The sequence below is a fragment of the Caulobacter sp. 602-1 genome, assembly GCF_003931565.1.
Taxonomy (GTDB): Bacteria; Pseudomonadota; Alphaproteobacteria; order Caulobacterales; family Caulobacteraceae; genus Caulobacter.
This window is the reverse complement of record NZ_RRYI01000004.1, coordinates 276,735-294,825: the sequence shown is the minus strand read 5'-3', so window position 1 is coordinate 294,825 and position 18,091 is coordinate 276,735. Positions and strand designations below refer to the sequence as shown.

Below are 18,091 nucleotides of genomic sequence, written 5' to 3'. Positions count from 1 at the left end.
CGGCAGCAGCAGGATGATGCCCATGAGAACCACCCGCTCCTTCACGCGTCGCAACGCCCTTGCGGCCGGGGCGGCCCTCGCGGGCGCAGGGGTCGGCGCCTCGCTTTTGGGCGACAGCGCGGGGGCGGCTATCCCGCAGGCGGAAGGTTACGTCTCGGCGCCGGGCGGCCGCGTCTACTGGCGCCGGTTCGGCGCGGGTCCGAAGACCCCGCTCCTGACCCTGCACGGCGGTCCCGGGGCGGCTCACAACTACCTCCTGTCGCTCAAGGCCCTGGCCGACGAGCGGCCGGTGATCTTTTACGACCAGCTGGGATGCGGCAAGGCCGACGCCCCGACGAACGAGGCCCTCTACACTATCGATCGCTCGGTTGAGGAAGTGGACGCCGTCCGCGCCGCGCTCGGTCTGGATAAGGTCGTGTTGCTCGGCCACTCCTGGGGGGCGCTCTTGGCTATCGAGTATCTCTGCCAGGGCCGCGGCCGGGGCGTGGACAGGCTCATTCTCAGCGGGGCCATGGCGAGCATTCCCCAGGCCGTCGCGGGCTTCCAGCGCCTGATGGCGTCGTTGCCCGACGACTATGCCAGCCGCATCCACGCCCTCGAAACGGCCGGCAAGACCGGGACGCCTGAATACGCCGCCCTGGCCCAGCAATTCTACGATAACTTCCTGCTTCGCACGCCGCCCAGCCCGGACGCGGCGGTCTCCTTCGAGGCCTTGGCCAAGTCGATCGCCTATCGGGTTCTCAACGGCCCCAACGAGTTCACGATCATCGGTAAGATCAAGGATTGGGATCGTCGCGCGGACCTCAAGGCGATCACCCAGCCTTGCCTGATCACGACCGGCCAGTTCGACGAGGTGACGCTCGACTGCCACCAGACGATCCGCGACGGCGTGGCGGGGCCGGCCCGGTTGGCGGTGATGAGCGGATGCTCGCACATGACCATGGTCGAGAGGCCCGATGAGTATAATCGCTTGCTTAGGGAGTTCCTGAACCAGGCCTGACCCAAGGCGCTGCGCATCCACGACGAGCAACCGGTCCGACGGCCTGCTTGTCGTGGCTCACACGGCGTTTTACCTCGCTTCACTTGGCCAGAGCCATCGAACACGTCTGACTGGGAGCACCTTCAGACGCGGAGACAGGAGCTTGGTCATGGACAACTTGGAATGTATTTCGGCCGAGGCGGCGTGCAACACGCGAGCCGTCGCGAGCCTTGTTCGTCACGCGATCACCAAGCTGGACGCCGACCCCAACTCGGCCCGCCAATATCTCCTCAACGCCGAGACGTTGCTAGCGCCCTCCACGCCGCCGGCGGCCCCGACGGTCCAGCCGTCGGGCCTGGCCCCGTGGCAAGCAAAGCGCGTGAGCGCCTATATCGACAGCAATCTGGGCGGGGCGATCTGTCTGAGCGATCTGGCGCGGATGGCCCGGCTCAGCAGGGGTCACTTCGGCCGGGGCTTCAAGCGCACTTTCGGCGAGCGCTTCCACCTGTTCCTGACCCGCAAACGCGTCGAGCGGGCGCAGGCGTTGATGACGGGCACCCGGCTTCGGCTCTGTGACGTCGCCTGCGCGACGGGTTTTGCGGACCAATCGCACTTCACCCGCGCGTTTCGCGAGATAACCGGCGCGACGCCGGGGCAGTGGCGGCGCGAGGCCCTCGACCTGACCATGGATCGCCTGACACCGGCCTACCGCGCTTGATCTGGTTCGAAGCGATCGAAACCGGCCTTCGCCTTACCGGTGGCGCGCGGCGGGCCTGGGTGTAGGCGCCTCGCTATGGCGATGGTCTTGTCCGCTGGCGGAGAAATGCGAGCCTGTTCATGGCTTGGAGCTTCCTCTTCGTGACGCCAATGGCCAGTGCGTCGGCGGCTACAAGGCCGTGGCGCGCCCACCAACCATGCCCCTCCGTGATCGCCTAGTCCGCCTGACCGGCCGCGCGTGGACATTCCTGCGCAAATCTATCTCGACGCCTGGATCGACGATGTCTTCAGGCGGCGCGGGCCGTTCCTAGACGCCCTAGAAGCGTGTCTGGGCGCAGAATCTGCTCGACCACCGGCCGCCCACAGTCACCAGCACGGAGCTTGGCTGCAGCTTCTATGGGGACCGCGCCGGCGGCGTTTCGAGCTCAGTCTACGGGCGCGATTCTAAAGACCAGACTTCACGGCAATTTACCGGGCGGGACACAACGGTCGTGATTAGCTGATTGGAGCCTTTCGAGGAGGCCCGATGACCAGCATCGTCAATCCCGCCCCGCCGCTCAGCCTGCGCGGCGCGTGGGCGGCGCTTCGCCCGCCCAACCGGCAAGACGCGCTGCTGGCGATTAAGGCCATGGCCGCGGTGACGCTCGCGCTTTGGACGGCGTTCAGCCTCGACCTGCAAAACCCGTACTGGTCGGCCCTGACCGTCTTCGTGCTGCTCGCCGAGCCCCAGGCTGGCGCGGTTCGGTCGCGGTCGCTCTTTCGCCTCGCTGGGACCGCGCTGGGCGCGGCGAGCGCCATCCTTCTCTCCGCTTTGCTGGGTGATGATCCCACCGTGCTGCTGGGCGGGGCGATCGCGTGCATCCTTCTCGCCAGCTTCGCCAAGAACCTTGATCGCACGCCGCGAAGCTACACCTGGTTCACCACCGCACTGACGGTCGGCGTCGTGACCCTTGAGCAGGTCGCCGCGCGCGGCGCGATCCTGGAGACGGCCATGACCCGGATGGCCGAGATCGGTCTGGCGGTGTTGGCGACCGCCTTGGTCGACAGCCTGATCGCACCTCGGGCCGAGACGCCGGCCTTCGTCGCGGCGATGATTGATTGGCGTGACCGCATGGCAAAGGTCGCCGCCGACGCGCTGGCCACGCCCGCCGCGTCCGCGGCCCCTGACCTGACGATCCTGTCCCGGTTCGACGCCGCCGAGGCCCACTTGCCCTACGATGTCGTGGCGGCTCCTCCACAGACGCGCGACCTACACACCCTGCATCGAGCGACGACCTGGCTAGCGGTGGAATTGGCCGCAGCGGGCCGCTGGCGCGCCGTCCCGCCATCTCTGCGCGGCGCGGTCCGCACCTTTGTTCAGCGGACGGTGACGCCAGCGGGCCAACCGCCCAACGATGACCATCGCACCCTGGCGCTGGCGCTCGCGGCGCCCGGCGCCGAGCGCCTGGCCGCCTTTGTCGAGCGTTGGCGGCGCTTTTGCTTGGTGCTGGAGGCCGTCAGCCAAGGCGTGGCGCCGCCCAAGGCCGCGCCGGGAGACGGCGCGCGGCTGCCCCGAAGCTTGGACTTCGCCGTCGCGGCCCTCGACACCGTGCCCATGGCGGTTGGACTGGCCGCCTGTGTCGCCTTGTGGGGACTGACGGGCTGGGTGTCAGGGCCGAGCGCGATCGTGTTCGTCTTCCTGTCCCTGTCCTTCTCCCTGGGCTCGCCCGGCGCGAGGTCCACGGCGGTCGGCGTGCTGGCGTGGATAGCCATCGCCGCCGCCCTGGCCTTGATCTACCAGCTCGGCCTCTTGCCCGCGGCGAGATCCTTCTTCGCCCTCGCCGCCCTGCTGTCCCTGGCCGTGCTTCCCCTGGGCCTGCTAGCGGCCATGTCGCCGGTCGGCGTGGTCGTCCTGGCCAATTTCTTCGCCATTCTGGCGCTGCGCAACAGCCACGCGACGAACAGCGCCCAGACCGCCGAGATCGCCGCTGGAGCCCTTGTTGGCTGCCTGATAGCCCTGGCCGTGGTTGGCCTGTCGCCCATTGATCGCGAGCATCTTCGAGCGCGGCGGCTGGACAAGGCGGCGCGGCGAGACCTCTGCGGCGTGGCCGTCGCCCATCGTCCGCCGTCTCTCGAGCGCCTCGTGGCCTTGGGTGTCGATCGGGCCGTCATCCGCACGGGTCTTCCGGGCGCTCCCCCGCCTGGCAGGGCGCTGGACAGCCTTTGGCTTACGCTGGACCTAGCCGCCTTGCGCACCGTGGAGACCAAGCTGCCGGCGGAGACGCGCGCGCTGGTCGCCGACCTTCGCGGGGCCATGGCCTTCGAACTCGGAGACGATTTTTCACCGATGCTGTCACGAGCCCTGGCCGAGGAAACGCTGACCGCCCTGGCCGACAGCCCGGCCGACCTAGCGTCGGCCACGGCGGCCCAAGCGCTAGCCGCGCTGCGCGGCGGCCTAGACGATCCGCCGATGGTGAGCCACGCATGAAGGCGGGATGGATCCTCGGCGACGTCATCGTCTCGCCCCTGCCGCTCAGCGTGGGGCTCGGGCTCGCGGCGAGCCTGGCGCTGTCGGCCGCCTTGGCGCGCCTGGGCGCCTATCGCTGGCTATGGCGTCGGCCGCTGGTCGAACTCTCGCTCTTCTGTGTCCTGGTCGCGGCCTTCGACACCGCTCTCAGCGGTCATTGGCGTCCATGAGGCGCGTCAACAGCAACCTATGCCGGGTGCTGCTCACCCTCGTCCTGGCCATCGCCGCGATAGCCGCGATCACGCTTCTCTGGCGGCGCTATGGGGGCGAGCCCTGGACGCGCGAGGCGCGGCTCGCCGCCGACAGCGTCCCGGTCTCGACCGACGCACCCGGCCTGGTCACGCGGGTGCTGGTGACCGACAATCAGTTCGTTCGGGCCGGCGCGGTGCTGTTCTTGGTCGACCGCGAACGCTATGGCGCCCGGCTGGAGCGCGCGAGGGCCGAGGTCGCCCGCGCGCGTCTCGAGCGTGGGCCGCGCGCCGCGGCGCAGCTGCGTCTGGCCCTGGCCGAGCGCACGCTGGCGCAACTTGATTTCGAACGTTCGAGCGTGCGCGCGCCCGTCGATGGCTATGTCGAGGGACTCACCCTGCGCCCTGGTCGCTGGACCTCGCGCGGCGAGGCTCAGTTCACGTTGGTGGCGGTCGACAGCTTTCATGTCATGGCCCCCTTCGAGGAGACCAAGCTGAGGGCGATCAAGGTCGGCGACACCGCGCGCATCGACGTGTTGGGCGAACCGCGCCCGCTCTGGGGACATGTCGAGAGCCTGGCCGCCCAGACCCAGGAGGCCGGGAAAGACCAGGCGCGCCCAGGCCTTTCCTGGGTGCGCCCCGTCCAGCGCGTGACGGTCCGCATCGCGATAGACGAGACGCCCGGGGACCTGCGCCCGATCGCCGGGCGCACGGCCTCGGTCCGGCTCCAGCGGGCTCGACCGCTTTACGGGAATTGACCTCTTTTACCCCGCGCCGCGAGCGCGAACTCGTATCGTCAAGACGTCGTCCGACGGGAGAGGTCAGCGCAATGATGACGATCAAGGTCAACGGCGAGATCAAGCACGCCGACGTCACGGCCGACACGCCCCTCCTCTGGGTCTTGCGCGACGTGCTAGGCCTGACCGGTACGAAATTTGGCTGTGGCGTCGCCCAATGCGGGGTGTGCACCGTCCATGTCGCGGGCAAGCCGGTTCGATCCTGCGTCTTGCCGATCGGCGCTGTCGGGCAGCGCGAGGTGGTGACCATCGAGGCGATCGGCGAGCAGCCCAATGGCGCCAAGATCCAGAAAGCCTGGCTCGACCTGGAGGTTATCCAGTGCGGCTACTGCCAGTCCGGGCAGATCATGGCCGCCACGGCGTTGCTCAACCAAACCCCCGTTCCCGACGACAGCGACATCGACGCGGCCATGGCCGGCAACCTGTGTCGATGCGGCACCTATGTTCGCGTACGCCAGGCGATCAAGCACGCGGCCGCTGAGGTCTGATGGTGACCCCGCTCGCGCCGCGCCGCCCCCCATCATCCGCTCCGAAGGCTACGCGCCGCGCCGTGCTCGGCGCCGCGGCGAGCGGCGCCTTCCTTCTCGGCTTCCACGCGCCGCTGGGCCGATCGGTCCAGGCCCAAGACGCCGACAGCGCCTTCAACGCCTTCATCCGCATCGATCGCGACGGCGCGGTGACCCTGATCATTCCACAGGTCGAGATGGGTCAGGGCATCTATACGGCGCTGGCCATGGTCCTGGCCGAGGAACTCGACGCCGACTGGTCACGCGTCTCGGTGGCCCACGCGCCCGAGAACGGCCGTCTCTACGGAAACCCGCTGCTGGGAGAGCAGATCACGGGGGGATCCTCGTCCGTGCGCGCCTTCTGGACGCCCATGCGCCAGGCCGGGGCGCGGGCCCGGGCCTGCCTGGTCAAGGCGGCCGCCGAGCGGTGGGGCGCGCCGCCCCAGGCGCTGCGAACCGAGGCCGGCGTGGTCATCCACCCAGCCAGCGGCCGGCGGCTAACCTATGGCGCGCTGGCGGCGCATGCGGCCACCCTATCCCCGCCGTCGGCGCCGTCTGTGAAGTCCCCCCGCGACTTCCGCCTGATCGGCAAGCCGCTTCGCCGCCTCGACACGCCCACCAAGACCGACGGCAAGGCCCGGTACGGCATCGACGCCCTGCCCGAGGGGGTGAAGTTCGCAACCTTGCGCATCAGCCCCGTGCTCGGCGGGCGGGTGGCGCGAGTCGATCCCGCCCCGGCCCTGGCGACCCCCGGCGTGCGCCAAGTGGTGGTGCTGGAAGATGTGGTGGCGGTCGTGGGCGATCACATGTGGGCGGCCAAGCGCGGCTTGGACGCCTTGGACATCGTCTGGGACGATGGTCCCAACGCGCGGGTCGACACCGATCTCATCTGGCGGCGGCTGCGCGAGGCCAGTCGCCGCACCGGCGCGATCGCCCGCGATGATGGCGACGCCGAGACGGCCTTGGCCAAGGGGCCGGGGCGAGCGTTCACGGCCGAATACGAGATGCCCCTCCTGGCCCATACCTGCATGGAGCCTCTGAACTGCACCGTGGACGTTCGGGCCGACGGCGTCGAGGTATGGATCGGCACCCAGGTCATGACCCGCGTGCGGGCCATCGTCGCCGAAACGACGAGTGTGCCGATCGAGAAGGTCAAGATCAACCAGCACCTGATCGGCGGCGGCTTCGGTCGGCGCCTGGAAGCCGACATGGCCGGTTGGGCCGCGCGTATCGCCATGCAGGTTAAGGGACCGGTCAAGGTGGTGTGGACGCGCGAGGAGGACGTACGCCAGGACTATTACCGGCCCGCCTATCACGACATCCTCTGGGCCCGGGTGCGCAAGGGCCGCATCACGGCCTGGAAACACCGCGTCACAGGCTCGGCGATCGCCGCGCGCTATGCGCCGGTGGCGTACAAGGCCGGCATCGACCCCGACGGCGTCGATAGCGCCAGGGACATGCCCTACAACATCGCCGACGCGCGCGTGGAGTTCGTGCGCGAGGAGCCGCCCGGCATCCACACCGGCTGGTGGCGCGGGGTTGGTCCCAACAACAATGTTTTCGCCATCGAGAGCTTCATCGAGGAGCTGGCGCGTCGCGCGCGCCAGGATCCCATCGCTTTTCGCCTGGCCCATCTGGACAGGGCGCCGCGGCTGCGATCGGCCCTCGCCCTGGCGCGCGAGAAGTCCGGCTGGGACCAGCCCCTGCCGGCGCGGTGCGGGCGCGGCGTGGCGGTGCAAGGCGCGTTCGGCAGCTTCATCGCCACCGTTGTCGAGGTGGCGGTGGACGATCACGGCGAGGTGCGCCTGCGCCGGGTCACCAGTTGCGTCGACGCCGGCGTGGTCATCAATCCCAACTCGGTGATCGCCCAATTGCAAGGCGGGCTCATCTATGGCTTGAGCGCGGGGCTCTATGGGGAGATCACGCTCAAGGACGGCCGTGTCCAGCAATCGAACTTCCACGACTATCGCGCCTTGCGCATCGACCAGACGCCGCCGATCGAGGTCCATCTGATCCCGAGCGGCGAGGCGCCCGGCGGCATTGGTGAGACCGGCACGACAGCCTCGGTGGCGGCGCTTCGCAACGCTGTCTATGCGGCCACGGGCGTAGCGCTCCGCCAGATGCCGGTGAAGGCCAAGGCTATCGCCAAGGGCGTCCGCCTATGACCGGCCGGCGGCGACTTCTGGCGGGGGCCGCCGCGGCCCTCGTCGCGCTGGGCGGGGCCCTGGCCTGGTGGATGCTGCCGCCGCGCGCCATGGACTTCGCGGGCGACGGCGCTGTCGCCCTGGCCGATTATCGCGGCCCCTCGCCGGTCGGGGTCCCCGCCGAGCTGGCCGGCGCGAGCTTGGTCGCGCGCGGCAAGTACCTGACCGAGGCCGCCGACTGCGAGGCCTGCCACACGGCCACCGGCGGAACGCCCTATGCGGGCGGGCGGGCGTTCATCACGCCGTTCGGCACGCTCTACGCCCCCAATATCACCGCCGATGTCGAGACGGGCATCGGCGCCTGGAGCGACGCGGACTTCCTGCGCGCGCTGCACAAGGGGATCGCCAGGAACGGACAGCGGCTCTATCCGGCCTTCCCTTACGAGTCCTACACGCTGATCGCCGACGAGGACGTCAAGGCCATTCGGGCCTACCTCTTCAGCTTGCCGCCCCGCCACGCACCCTCCCCGCCGAACCGGATGAAGTTCCCGTTCGATCAACGCTGGCTGATGGGCTTCTGGTCGCTGTTCTACAATTCGGATCGGCGCTTTGCGCCCCTACCCGAACGGTCGCCGCAATGGAATCGCGGCGCCTATCTGGTTGAGGCGCTAGGCCACTGCGGCGACTGCCATACGCCGCGCAACCTCGCCCAGGCGCTCGATAACCGGCGAAAGTTCGCTGGCGGGGTCGTCGACGGCTGGCGGGCCTACAACATCACCCAGGACCGAACCGCAGGGCTGGGCGACTGGACCGACGCGCAGATCGCCGACTACCTGCGGCGCGGCCATACGGTAGGGCGCGGTTCGGCCGGCGGCCCAATGGCCGAGGCTATCGACCTGAGCCTCAGCAAGCTGAGCCCCGGCGACATCGACGCCATGGTCGCCTATCTGCGCGCCATTCCGCCTGTCCGCGACCGCCGACAGGCGGCGGTCAAGACAGCCCCGGCCGCCGACTCGCACCGGACGATGGCGACGGCCGCCCCGCTCGGCGCGGCCTTGGGCAAGCAGATGTTCGAGGGGGCCTGCGTCAGTTGTCACGGCTGGTCGGGTCAGAGCCTGATCACGCCCGACGCGACCTTAGTAGGCGCGCGCTCGGTCAACGACGCGGCCGCCGCCAACGTGGCGCTGGCCGTGTTGAGCGGCGTCCAACGGCCCGCGCCGTCGCTATCGATGCCGGCTTTCGCCCGCGCCTATAGTGACGCGGAGATCGCCGCGGTGTCCAACTATGTGACCGCGCGGTTTGGCGCCAAGGCCTCGAGCCTGACGGCCAAGGACGTCGCCAAGCTGCGCGCGCAGTCCGCGCCCTGACCGTCGCGCGTTCCCCCGCAGGTCCTTTAGCGAGCCCCCCGGCGGATCAGGGAACGGCCGAAACCGGAGCGGAAGGGCCTCCTTCCGCGAAGAAGCTGCGCGTCAGGTCGAGGATCGCCTGGGCCATCAGTTCTCGCGTGCCGGGTTGGGCCTCGATCACGATGATGAGCGGCCCCTCGCCCGCCGCGGCGCCGGGCTCTCGACTTTCGAAGGGAGCAAGCTCGGCGGCCTCGTCGACGACGATGAGATAGCCTCGTCCGGAGACGGTCTTAATGCGCCAGCGTTCGGTCCCCAGGACCCGGCGTAACAGGCTCAACTGAACCTTGAGATTGCTGTCCACCACGGTCGTGGTCGGCCAGACTTCTCGGATCAGGCGTTCCTTGCAGACGATCCGGCCTCGCGCCGCGAGCAAGACCATCAGGATGTCAAAGGCGCGACTGCCGATCTCGATCGATACGCCGTTGCGCACCAGGGCGCGGGCCGCCGGGACAATCTCGAATTCACCAAACCGGATGGATCGCGCCGTCGCGTCGGCAGGATCGGGTTCGGGGGCGCCCGTGTCATGCGGCTCGCAAAACGCCTGGATCTCCAAACTCGCGCCCATAGCGTCCTCCCGAACATGCGCCATGGATGCACAGACGCAGCGCCGTCGAGAATCTACAACACATCGACGAACGCGGTTCTCCAGGAGCGCGTGGCCGGCGACGGCTCAGCGGCGAACGATCGTCCTGTCCCCCCGTCCATCGGCTAGGACACGGACCGGATAGATCGCCGAAAGGGTTTCGGCGAAGCCTTCGATGTCGCCGGCCTTGAAGCCGCCGCTCACCCGAAGGTCTCCCAAGGCGGGGTCGCCAAGGATCAGCTTGGTTTCGGAAGACCGGTTCATCTGCTCCACCGCGACCGACAGCGGTTCGTCGTCGAACTGCACGAAGCCCTCGCGCCAGCTCAGCTGCCGATCGGCGTCGACGCGAACAACCAGGTCGGCTCGCCCTGGACGAACGACGAGCGCCTGGCCTGGCGCAAGGCGCGCCGTCTCAGGGCCCTGCGGATGCGCCGGATCGGCGCCGCGGCGCACCCCGATGGATCCCTCGGCCAGTACGATCCGGGTCTCGGCGCTGGAGAGCCGGATATTGAAGCGCGTCCCCAGGACCGTGACGACGCGGTCGCCGGCGCCGACCCGGAAGGGGTGGACGCCGTCATGGGCGACCTCGAAATAAGCCTGGCCGCGCACCAGCCGCGCCACTCTTTGACCCGCGCCATAGGTCACGTCGACGGCGCTGTCGCTATCGAGCATGACCTTGCTGCCGTCGGCCAGGGCGACCGTGGAGCGCTGGCCCACCGCCGTGGCGTAATGGCCGCCGGCGTCGGCGAGCGGCGCAGTGCTGGCCCCCGGCCGGCCGTCTTGTTGGCTGAGAGGCCGCCAAGCCGCGAGTCCGGCCAGCCCCACGGCCACGACAATGGAGGCGGCCAGGGCGTACGGCGCCCAGGCCGGCGTCCTGGACCTTGGCCGATAGGTCAGAGCCTCGCGGCGCATGGCGACGAGGTCGGGGGTGTTGGCGTCGTCCAGGGCGTTCCACATCGCCGTCGCCCGCGACCAAGCCGCGCTGTGGGCGGGGCTGGCGTCGTGCCACTTCTGGAACCGGGCTCCATCGCGCTCGCCGACGTCGCGCTGCAGGCGCTCGAGCCAGAGGGCCGCGGCGCGGTGCGGTCCGAGCCGTTCGAGTTCGGCGTCCGAGGGAGCCTGCTCGTTCACAGCAAATCCGTCCCATCCAAGACCAAGGCTTCGATCGCGCGAAGCATGTGTTTCTGAACCGCGCTGACGGAGATGTTCAGCCGCTTGGCGATCTCGGCGTAGCGCAGGCCTTCAAAACGCGAGAGCACGAAGACCAGCCGCGTACGCTCGGGCAAGTTTGTCAACACGGTCGACACCTTTTGCAATTGCTCGCGCGCCAGAAGGATGCGCAGGGCGTCGGTTCCGTCGGTGGGCTCAAGCTGGCCATCCAAGCCAAAATGGGCGTCGGCGCGGCGCACGGCGCGACGACGATGGCGATCGGCCAGCACACTGCGGGCCGTACGAAAGAGGTAGGCCTCGAAGTGAAGGAGCGAGTCAGGCCGCGCGCGCTGAGAGATCCTGAGGAAACTCTCCTGGGCGAGATCCTCGGCTTCGGAAGGGTCTGAAACGCGGCGTCGGAACCAGGCGACCAGGGCCCCGCGCAAGTCACGGAACCGGTCTGGTCCTGGTTCATCGCGATCTGCTTCTGAGCCTCCGCCCGCCATAGAACAATGTTTAACCACCAAGGAGTCGATTTCCACCCTAGGGCGCACTCGATGATGATCTTTGCCCGTAACGCTCAGAGATTCAGGCGCAAGCTTGGTGAAAAGCCGACATCAACTCGCGCGAACTCCCGGCATTTTCTCGCCAAGCGCGCATGCAAAAACATCAAGACGCGGCACGAAGGCGATCCACGCCTCCGGCCGCGACCGATGAGAGGGTTACTTCGCCGCCTTGACGCCTTCGGCGGCCTTTTCGATGAACGCCACGACCTCGCGGGGATGGGCGAGCATCACCGCGTGGGGGCTGTCGATCTCGGTGGTGATGGCGTTGGCCCGCTTGGCCATCATGCGCTGCGAGCTTGGCGGGACCATGAAGTCTTTCGTGGTGACCATGAAGTAGGTCGGGCGGTCCTTCCAGGCAGCCTGGGTGAGCTTGGTCTGTACCGCGCCCAGTCCCCAGGGGACCTGCGAGGCGGCCATGAAGTGCGTGAGCGAGGGATCGACGCCGGCGGCGAACGCGGCCGGGAACTTGGCCTGATCAACCATCAGGAAGCCGTTGTTGGGCGGCAGCAGCGGCGCGTGGGGTTCACCGGGCGTTTCGGCGCTGGCCAGCTGTAGCACGGTCTCGCCGACATCCGGGGCGAAGGCGGCGATGTAAACGACGCTGCGGACCTTGGGGTTGGCGCCGGCCTGGGTGACCACCGCGCCGCCGTAGGAGTGTCCGACCAGCACGACCGGATGCTTGGCCGCGGCGATGACCTGCTCGGTCGCGGCCGCGTCGCCGTCGAGGGTGATGGTCGGGTTCTGGACCATTAGAACTTCGTAGCCGGCCTTGGTCAGCTGATCGTAGACGGGCTTCCAGCCGGAGGCGTCGACGAAGGCGCCGTGGACGAGGACGATGGAAGTCTGCTTTTCGGTCTGGGCCATCGCCGGAACGGCGGCGAGGGTCATCATCGCAGCAGCAGCGGCGACGGCGGCGAGATTGCTCATGGTCAGGTCTCCTGGGAGCTTGATGCTCAACGACGAAGAAGCCGCGTGGCGTCCGTCTCCCAAGGCCTAGCCCAGTCTCCGTGGGCCGTGGGGTTAAGGAAGGTAATTGCATGTTGAGAACGATTAAGCGCGTCGACGGGATGGAGATTATCGGCGCGGCTGCGTCTTCAGCCCTGAGCCCTGAAAGCGGAGCATTTCATGTCCGTCCCCTGCGCGCCTTTTTTTCCGCAGACCACCCCCCCGGCCTGGATCGCCTTTGGCCCTTTCGAGATCCGGCCCAACGCCCGCGCGCTGCTGCGGCATGGCGTTCCAATTCCGATCGGCGGACGGGCGCTGGACCTGCTGCTGACCCTGGCGCGCGCGCCCGGCTCTGTCGTCCTCAAGGAAGACCTGATGCGCGGGGTCTGGCCGCTGATGATCGTCGAGGAGGCCAATCTACGGGCCCAACTGCGCTATCTTCGGCGCGCCCTCGGTGACCACGCCTGGCGCGTGAAGACCGTGCCGGGGCGGGGTTATCTCCTGAACCTGGCCGAGGCGCCCCGCCCGCGCGCGACGATAGCCAGGCCGCCTGTCGTCATGACCGCAGATCCCGAGGCGGTCGCGGCGCTCCGCGGCCTTCGGGCGCTGGTCCAGAAGCCGAGTGCGACGGACGGCTGGTCGAGCATCCGCGGCGCGGCCGGGGCTTCGGCCATGGTCATGGTCTGGCGGGCGCCGGCGCAGGTCTAGACCGCCGACCAGACGATGGCGTGATCCCGTGGTCAGGGCGCTTGGCCGGCGTGTTCAGAAGCTTGCCCTCACCCCGATCTCGAAGCGCCGGCCGCGCGGATCGCCGAACGGGCTGTAGGCGCTGGCGGGGTTCAGACCCAGCGCGCCGGGCGGCGCCTTGTCGAACAGGTTCGCCACGACGCCGACGAGGCGCACGGCGCGCAAGCCCAGCCAGTCCGGGTCAAGGCGATAGGAACCGGAAACGTCGAGATAGGCCTGGGGCGGGACCCGTCGCGCAGCGGCGCCGAATGACAGGGCGTCGATGGTCTGGTCCTTGTGCGCCCCGTAGATCTGTCCGCTGAGGCCAAGCGTCCAGTTCTCCTGCTCGAGACTGACGCCCAGGCGGCCGCGAAAGGCCAGCGGACCGCTCAAGGCGTTGAGATAGGATACGGCCTTGCGGTCAGGCCGGTCGGAACGGTCGAAACGCAGGGTCCAGGTGGCGGCGCCGTCGAGACGCAGCGACGCGCGCCGTCCAAGGCCGACGACCTGATCGACCTTAAGGTCGATGGTTCGCAGATCGGCGCGCCCGGCATTGGCGGCGCTGGCGTCGATCCCGGTGATCGCTCCGCCCGTGAACCCGCGCGCGGCGTCGGCCGAGGTCAGCGGCGCGCGGGTGACCCGATCGGGAAAAAGATCCTCGTGGTCCAGGAAGAATTGGATGTCGCCATTGAGCTTGGCGGAAATCTCGTGGCGCTTATCGATGCGCGTATAGTCCAGCGAGACGCGGGGGCCAGCCGCGCCGTCTGGATTGTAAACGAGCCCGATCGCGGTCGTCCGCGCGGTTTCTGGCCCGATGCGAATGGGTCCGGTCTGGCTGAGGTTGGCGACGGCGGGATCGACATGTTCGCCGCCGCGACGCGGGTCTGCCGTGTTGAAGCTGGGCGCCGTGGAACTGGCGACCAGCACCTCGGGCCAGGGCGGCAAGGCGCCGGTCGCGTAGCTCGCCCGCAGCATGAGGCGCTCGAACGGAAACGCTCGCGCGCCCAGGACCGTGGCCATGCCATTGCTCGAAAGGCTCTTTTGCAAGGCTCGGCCAGATTGAGGCGGCAGGTCGACAAGGCTTCGGTCGTAGCGCAGGGCGGCCTGGAGTTCGAGGCCGCGCAGGGGGCCGGCGCGGGCGCGGCGCGCGACCAGCGGCGCGCGGATCTCGCCGTGGAGCGAGAGCGCGCCTTGGGTAAATCCGGGATCGACGCTCTGGCCGCTGGCGTAGGCGGTGTTCCAGACCGTGCGGACCGGCTTGCTTCTTTCGCGCCGCCATTCGCCGACCACGGTGAGGAAGCTCGGTCCCGCAGCCGTAGCGCCCACCGGACCGGCCAGACGCAAGGTGGCGTCCTGCATGCGCAGCCCCAGGCGCCGGTCGCCGGAGGTGGCGATGCTGTGGGCCTGCAGCGTCTCGACCAGGCGCGACCAGTCGCCGAAGACGTTCGCGGTCTGGCCGCTCGCGTCGAGCGGCTGGCCGGTGAGCAGCGCCTGGGTCAACGCGGCGCTCGGCTCCAGGCCCCTCTGGCTGGCGCGGGTCCGGACCTCGCCCTGCGCGTAGGCCGCCTCGAGCTTCCAGCCCGCCCGTATCTGGGTGATCAGCCCGGTGGTGAGGCGATAGGTGGTTAAGTGATTGTGGCCGTTGATGGCCAGGCCCGGGGCCACGAAGGCGGCTCGCACATCCTGGCGGAAAGGGTTTTCGACGGCCGAGGCCGGCGACAACACCGTCACGCTGACCGGCGAAAAGGTCTTAGCGTCGTTGCGGATATGGATGAGGTCGACGAACCCTTCGACGTCCGCCGTGAACCTATGGCGCAGGCTCACGATCGCCGAGCCGGTCCGGATGGACGGCGTCAGACTCTGGCGATCGTGCGGGTTGCCCGCCAGGATCGCCTGGTCGTTGGTGCGAACACTGGCGGCGAGCAGCGCGCCCCCATCCGAGAAGAGATTCCCATGATCCAGCGGCAGCCAGACATAGGGCCCCGCCAGGCCTTGACCGCCAAGCGCGGGCTTCAAGGCAAGATTGGCGCCGGTCGCGCTTCGCACGACGATCGCCTCGGAGGTCGGCGGTCCGGGTACGGAGCGGTATTTGGCGGCCCATCGCGCGGTCGTGGCGCGCGTCAGGTAGTCGCGGTCGCCCTGGCGTAGTCCGTCTGCGGCGGCGTAGCCCAGCAGCACCATCAGGTCGGTCGCGCCGCTGGCCGACGATGCGCCGATGCGCCCCTCGATCCGTCGGGTCGCCGCGTCGCCTTCCTGCGAGCGCCCTTGGAGCGCGATGAGATCGGCGCCGCGATAGTCACGGTCGAGCACGATGTTGATCACCCCGCCCGTCGCGCCGGGCCCATAGATCCCGCCGGCGGTCGCGGTCAGGGCTTCGATGCGAGACACGGCCAGCATCGGCAGGCCGTTGATGTCGGCCTGGCTGAGGCGTCCCGCACCGGCGCTGACGGGAACCTGCGGCATGCGCGCGCCGTCGACGAGGACGAGGGTCTCGTTGGGGCTGAGACCGTGGATGTTGAAGGACGAGCGATTGCTGCTGGGGTCGGGGACCGCGCCGTTCGCGTCCACGGTGAACCTCTCCCGGATGAAGGCTCCCAGGCCGTCACCCTTGGCCGCGGCCAGATCCTGGGCGGTTTGGATCTGATAGGGCTGGATATCCGAAAGCGTGCGACGGATGTCGGCGTTCTGCGATCGCCGCCCAACGACGAGGATTTCGGGCAAGGCCTGGGCCTCGTCCGCCGCCTGGACAATGACAAAGCGGTCTTCCGACAGGCGCCGGTAAATCAAGCCAGTTCCCTGCAGCGCGCGCTCGAGCGCTTGCTCCACGCTCATCGCGCCGGTCAGCGCGGCGCCCTTGCGCCCCTGGACGATCTGCGGCGTGAAGAGAATACCGACGCGGTACCGCCCGGCCAGGTCGCGTAATGTATCCGAGAGCGTCCCGGACTTGAGATCCAGCGCCATGTTCGGCGCGGCCTGCACCCGTCCAGACAGTCCTAGGGTCGCGGCTGTGATGGCCCATGCCAGCAGCACTTTTCGACGCTTGGCCAATGGCGCCCCACCGTCAATGGTTCCCCAGGGCCTCGCCCTTGATCGATATTAGATCATGAGGGCTCGGCGTGATCCATGCCGACGAGGGCGGCGAGCCCTCGCATAATGATTCACGCGGCTTAACCTGTGTGCTTCAAGCGCGGCGTCTAAACAGCGGGTCGTCAACCAAGCTCCAGATCGAAAGGGTATCACCGCCGCAGTTCGCGTTGCCCGTTCGATCCACGAGATCCGGAAACCCTCTGCCATGTCTCATCGCGTCAAGATCGTCACCACCCTCGTCGCCTCGCCTGGAATGGCCTCTGAACTGGAAGGCTTGATGGCCCGTCACGCGCGTTTGGCTCGGGCCTATCCAGGCGTCTTACGTTGGGACGCCTGGCAAGATCTCGGTGCGCCCGAACGCTATGTCGTCGATCAGCTCTATGTCGACGAACCCGCCGCCGAAGCCTATCAAGCCTCCGAAATCTACAGCCGCTTCCTGTCTGACCTCACGAGCGTCACCAAACACCAAGAGATTTGCTGCAAGCCCCTGGTTCTCTGAGATCCTGTCGCCGGCTACCCATTTGGGTAGGCCAATTGTCCCCGTCGGGCGATGTCGCCATCCTGGATCACATCTAAACCCCTAGAGGTCGATCGCAACGACATGGGTCGAGCCGATCGCAAGACTTTGGGGAGTTGACCGATGACGACTGTTCCCGATCTGGCTTTGAACTCAGAGGCCTTGGCCTCCGACGCCCGCGGGGTGTTTCCAGAGGACGCCGTCCTCAACAGCGCGTTGCGCTCGTTCGTGTTCGGCAGCTTCAGTCTTCATCCAGAGCGCCAGTTGGTGCTGAAAGGCGAGACGCCGCTCAAGGTCGGCGGCCGCGCCTTCGACATCCTCACGGCCCTGGTCGAGCGCGCTGGCGAGATCGTGCGCAAGGAGGATCTGATCGCTCGCGTCTGGCCCGGCGTCTTCGTTGAGGACTCGAACCTGAAAGTGCACATGGCGATCCTGCGGCGGGCCCTGGGCGAAGATGTCGCAAACCCTCGCTACATCGCCACGGTGGTGGGGCGGGGCTATCGCTTCGTCGCGCCCGTGACCATGTTCAGGCGAACACCGCGTCGCCCCGAGACCCCTTCACCGTGGTCCCATCCCGCCATGGCGTGGCCAGCGGCGGCTTCCGATCCGTTCATCGGCGTCCTCTGACGCGCGGTTAGCGGCGGCCCCTGGGTTTCAACGCTCCAGATAGCCGCGCCGCACGGCGACGGTCACCGCGTGGGTTCGGTCATCGACGTTCAACTTGGCGAAAATGCTCTTCAAGTGCGCCTTTACGGTGTCGCCCGAGAGATCGAGCTGCTGGGCGATCTGCTTGTTGGCATACCCCTCGGCGACCAGCCGCAGGACCGCCAGCTCGCGCTCGCTCAGACGTTCGTCGGCAGTGTGCAGCGCCAATTCATGAGCGACATCGGCGCTGATCGCGCGGCGTCCACCAGCGACGGCGCGGATGGCGTCGATCAGTTCCTTGCGAATGCAGCTCTTGAGCAGATAGCCGGCCGCGCCGGCGCGCAACGCGCGGGTGATCTGCTCATCGCCAGGATAGGTCGTCAGCACGAGGATGCGCGCATCCGGCGCCGCCGCGCGGATCGCCGCGACCGCCTCAAGCCCCCCCATCCCTGGCATCTGCAGGTCCATCAAGGTCACGTCCGGTCTGAGCTGGCGGAACAACTCGAGCGCCTGCGCGCCGTCTTCGGCCTCGCCTACCGCAACCATGTCCGGCTGGCGTTCGAGCAGCATCGCCACGCCGTCCCGCACCATCGGGTGGTCGTCGACAATCAGCACGCGGATCGGGCCCAT

17 protein-coding genes are annotated in these 18,091 nt (G+C 68.3%); 11 read left to right on the top strand and 6 right to left on the bottom strand.

The features are described 5' to 3' along the window. The first annotated feature begins 22 nt into the window (after positions 1-22). The 8 genes from EIK80_RS13935 (at position 23) to EIK80_RS13900 (ending at position 9,204) form a co-directional block, all read left to right on the top strand. On the top strand, positions 23-1,000 hold the full coding sequence (locus tag EIK80_RS13935; protein ID WP_125157602.1) for a proline iminopeptidase-family hydrolase: 978 nt from the start codon (positions 23-25) through the stop codon (positions 998-1,000). 148 nt (positions 1,001-1,148) lie between these two features. After that, a complete protein-coding gene (locus tag EIK80_RS13930) occupies positions 1,149-1,697 on the top strand; it encodes an AraC family transcriptional regulator (protein WP_125157601.1) in 549 nt (182 codons plus the stop codon). Positions 1,698-2,222: 525 nt separating this feature from the next. After that, on the top strand, positions 2,223-4,163 hold the full coding sequence (locus EIK80_RS13925; protein ID WP_125157600.1) for an FUSC family protein: 1,941 nt from the start codon (positions 2,223-2,225) through the stop codon (positions 4,161-4,163). After that, entirely contained in the window at positions 4,160-4,372 is a 213-nt protein-coding gene (locus tag EIK80_RS13920) for a DUF1656 domain-containing protein (RefSeq protein WP_125157599.1), read from the top strand. Before EIK80_RS13925 ends, EIK80_RS13920 begins: the two co-directional genes overlap by 4 nt. Beyond that, positions 4,369-5,148: an HlyD family efflux transporter periplasmic adaptor subunit gene (locus EIK80_RS13915; RefSeq protein ID WP_158624685.1), complete on the top strand. Its 780-nt coding sequence runs from the start codon at positions 4,369-4,371 to the stop codon at positions 5,146-5,148. The genes EIK80_RS13920 and EIK80_RS13915 overlap by 4 nt, the downstream gene beginning before the upstream one ends. 74 nt (positions 5,149-5,222) lie before the next feature. Beyond that, on the top strand, positions 5,223-5,675 hold the full coding sequence (locus EIK80_RS13910) for a (2Fe-2S)-binding protein (RefSeq protein WP_305038170.1): 453 nt from the start codon (positions 5,223-5,225) through the stop codon (positions 5,673-5,675). A gap of 62 nt (positions 5,676-5,737) precedes the next feature. Continuing rightward, the gene (locus EIK80_RS13905) at positions 5,738-7,858 is read left to right on the top strand and encodes a molybdopterin cofactor-binding domain-containing protein (protein WP_199743475.1); all 2,121 of its coding nucleotides are present in this window, start codon (positions 5,738-5,740) and stop codon (positions 7,856-7,858) included. Then, positions 7,855-9,204 carry a cytochrome c gene (locus tag EIK80_RS13900; protein WP_125157595.1) on the top strand — a complete coding sequence of 450 codons (1,350 nt, stop codon included), beginning with the start codon at positions 7,855-7,857 and terminating at the stop codon, positions 9,202-9,204. The genes EIK80_RS13905 and EIK80_RS13900 overlap by 4 nt, the downstream gene beginning before the upstream one ends. A 46-nt stretch (positions 9,205-9,250) precedes the next feature. Here EIK80_RS13900 and EIK80_RS13895 read toward each other — a convergent pair whose 3' ends face one another. The 4 genes from EIK80_RS13895 to EIK80_RS13880 all read right to left on the bottom strand — a co-directional run bounded on the left by EIK80_RS13895 (position 9,251) and on the right by EIK80_RS13880 (position 12,468). Next, positions 9,251-9,808, bottom strand: a complete 558-nt coding sequence (locus tag EIK80_RS13895; RefSeq protein WP_158624684.1) for a winged helix-turn-helix domain-containing protein — start codon at positions 9,806-9,808, stop codon at positions 9,251-9,253. Between the two features lie 105 nt (positions 9,809-9,913). Further along, on the bottom strand, positions 9,914-10,957 hold the full coding sequence (locus tag EIK80_RS13890; protein WP_125157593.1) for a FecR domain-containing protein: 1,044 nt from the start codon (positions 10,955-10,957) through the stop codon (positions 9,914-9,916). Next, on the bottom strand, positions 10,954-11,421 hold the full coding sequence (locus EIK80_RS13885) for an RNA polymerase sigma factor (protein ID WP_158624683.1): 468 nt from the start codon (positions 11,419-11,421) through the stop codon (positions 10,954-10,956). Before EIK80_RS13885 ends, EIK80_RS13890 begins: the two co-directional genes overlap by 4 nt. A gap of 276 nt (positions 11,422-11,697) precedes the next feature. Continuing rightward, positions 11,698-12,468 (bottom strand): alpha/beta fold hydrolase, encoded by a 771-nt coding sequence (locus tag EIK80_RS13880; protein WP_233586622.1) that lies wholly within the window; start codon positions 12,466-12,468, stop codon positions 11,698-11,700. Positions 12,469-12,666: 198 nt separating this feature from the next. Here EIK80_RS13880 and EIK80_RS13875 point away from each other — a divergent pair, with 198 nt between their 5' ends. Continuing rightward, positions 12,667-13,194 carry a winged helix-turn-helix domain-containing protein gene (locus tag EIK80_RS13875; RefSeq protein ID WP_125157591.1) on the top strand — a complete coding sequence of 176 codons (528 nt, stop codon included), beginning with the start codon at positions 12,667-12,669 and terminating at the stop codon, positions 13,192-13,194. Positions 13,195-13,248: 54 nt separating this feature from the next. Here EIK80_RS13875 and EIK80_RS13870 read toward each other — a convergent pair whose 3' ends face one another. Beyond that, positions 13,249-16,260, bottom strand: a complete 3,012-nt coding sequence (locus EIK80_RS13870) for a TonB-dependent receptor (protein WP_125157590.1) — start codon at positions 16,258-16,260, stop codon at positions 13,249-13,251. Between the two features lie 244 nt (positions 16,261-16,504). Between EIK80_RS13870 and EIK80_RS13865 the strand changes: the two genes are divergently transcribed. Together EIK80_RS13865 and EIK80_RS13860 are read left to right on the top strand one after the other, a co-directional pair. Next, a complete protein-coding gene (locus tag EIK80_RS13865) occupies positions 16,505-16,798 on the top strand; it encodes a putative quinol monooxygenase (RefSeq protein ID WP_125157589.1) in 294 nt (97 codons plus the stop codon). 141 nt (positions 16,799-16,939) lie between these two features. Further along, positions 16,940-17,443, top strand: a complete 504-nt coding sequence (locus EIK80_RS13860; RefSeq protein ID WP_125157588.1) for a transcriptional regulator — start codon at positions 16,940-16,942, stop codon at positions 17,441-17,443. A gap of 27 nt (positions 17,444-17,470) precedes the next feature. Here the strand turns inward: EIK80_RS13860 and EIK80_RS13855 are convergent, their stop codons facing one another. Then, positions 17,471-18,091 carry a response regulator transcription factor gene (locus EIK80_RS13855; RefSeq protein ID WP_125157587.1) on the bottom strand — a complete coding sequence of 207 codons (621 nt, stop codon included), beginning with the start codon at positions 18,089-18,091 and terminating at the stop codon, positions 17,471-17,473.

Bases quoted from the DNA above. Each gene is read 5' to 3' on its own strand.
- EIK80_RS13865 (WP_125157589.1), top strand. From the start codon at position 16,505: ATGTCTCATCGCGTCAAGATCGTCACCACCCTCGTCGCCTCGCCTGGA.
- EIK80_RS13895 (WP_158624684.1), bottom strand. From the start codon at position 9,808: ATGGGCGCGAGTTTGGAGATCCAGGCGTTTTGCGAGCCGCATGACACG.
- EIK80_RS13900 (WP_125157595.1), top strand. From the start codon at position 7,855: ATGACCGGCCGGCGGCGACTTCTGGCGGGGGCCGCCGCGGCCCTCGTC.
- EIK80_RS13930 (WP_125157601.1), top strand. From the start codon at position 1,149: ATGGACAACTTGGAATGTATTTCGGCCGAGGCGGCGTGCAACACGCGA.
- EIK80_RS13855 (WP_125157587.1), bottom strand. From the start codon at position 18,091: ATGGGCCCGATCCGCGTGCTGATTGTCGACGACCACCCGATGGTGCGG.
- EIK80_RS13860 (WP_125157588.1), top strand. From the start codon at position 16,940: ATGACGACTGTTCCCGATCTGGCTTTGAACTCAGAGGCCTTGGCCTCC.
- EIK80_RS13910 (WP_305038170.1), top strand. From the start codon at position 5,223: ATGACGATCAAGGTCAACGGCGAGATCAAGCACGCCGACGTCACGGCC.
- EIK80_RS13925 (WP_125157600.1), top strand. From the start codon at position 2,223: ATGACCAGCATCGTCAATCCCGCCCCGCCGCTCAGCCTGCGCGGCGCG.
- EIK80_RS13880 (WP_233586622.1), bottom strand. From the start codon at position 12,468: ATGAGCAATCTCGCCGCCGTCGCCGCTGCTGCTGCGATGATGACCCTC.
- EIK80_RS13875 (WP_125157591.1), top strand. From the start codon at position 12,667: ATGTCCGTCCCCTGCGCGCCTTTTTTTCCGCAGACCACCCCCCCGGCC.
- EIK80_RS13935 (WP_125157602.1), top strand. From the start codon at position 23: ATGAGAACCACCCGCTCCTTCACGCGTCGCAACGCCCTTGCGGCCGGG.
- EIK80_RS13920 (WP_125157599.1), top strand. From the start codon at position 4,160: ATGAAGGCGGGATGGATCCTCGGCGACGTCATCGTCTCGCCCCTGCCG.
- EIK80_RS13915 (WP_158624685.1), top strand. From the start codon at position 4,369: ATGAGGCGCGTCAACAGCAACCTATGCCGGGTGCTGCTCACCCTCGTC.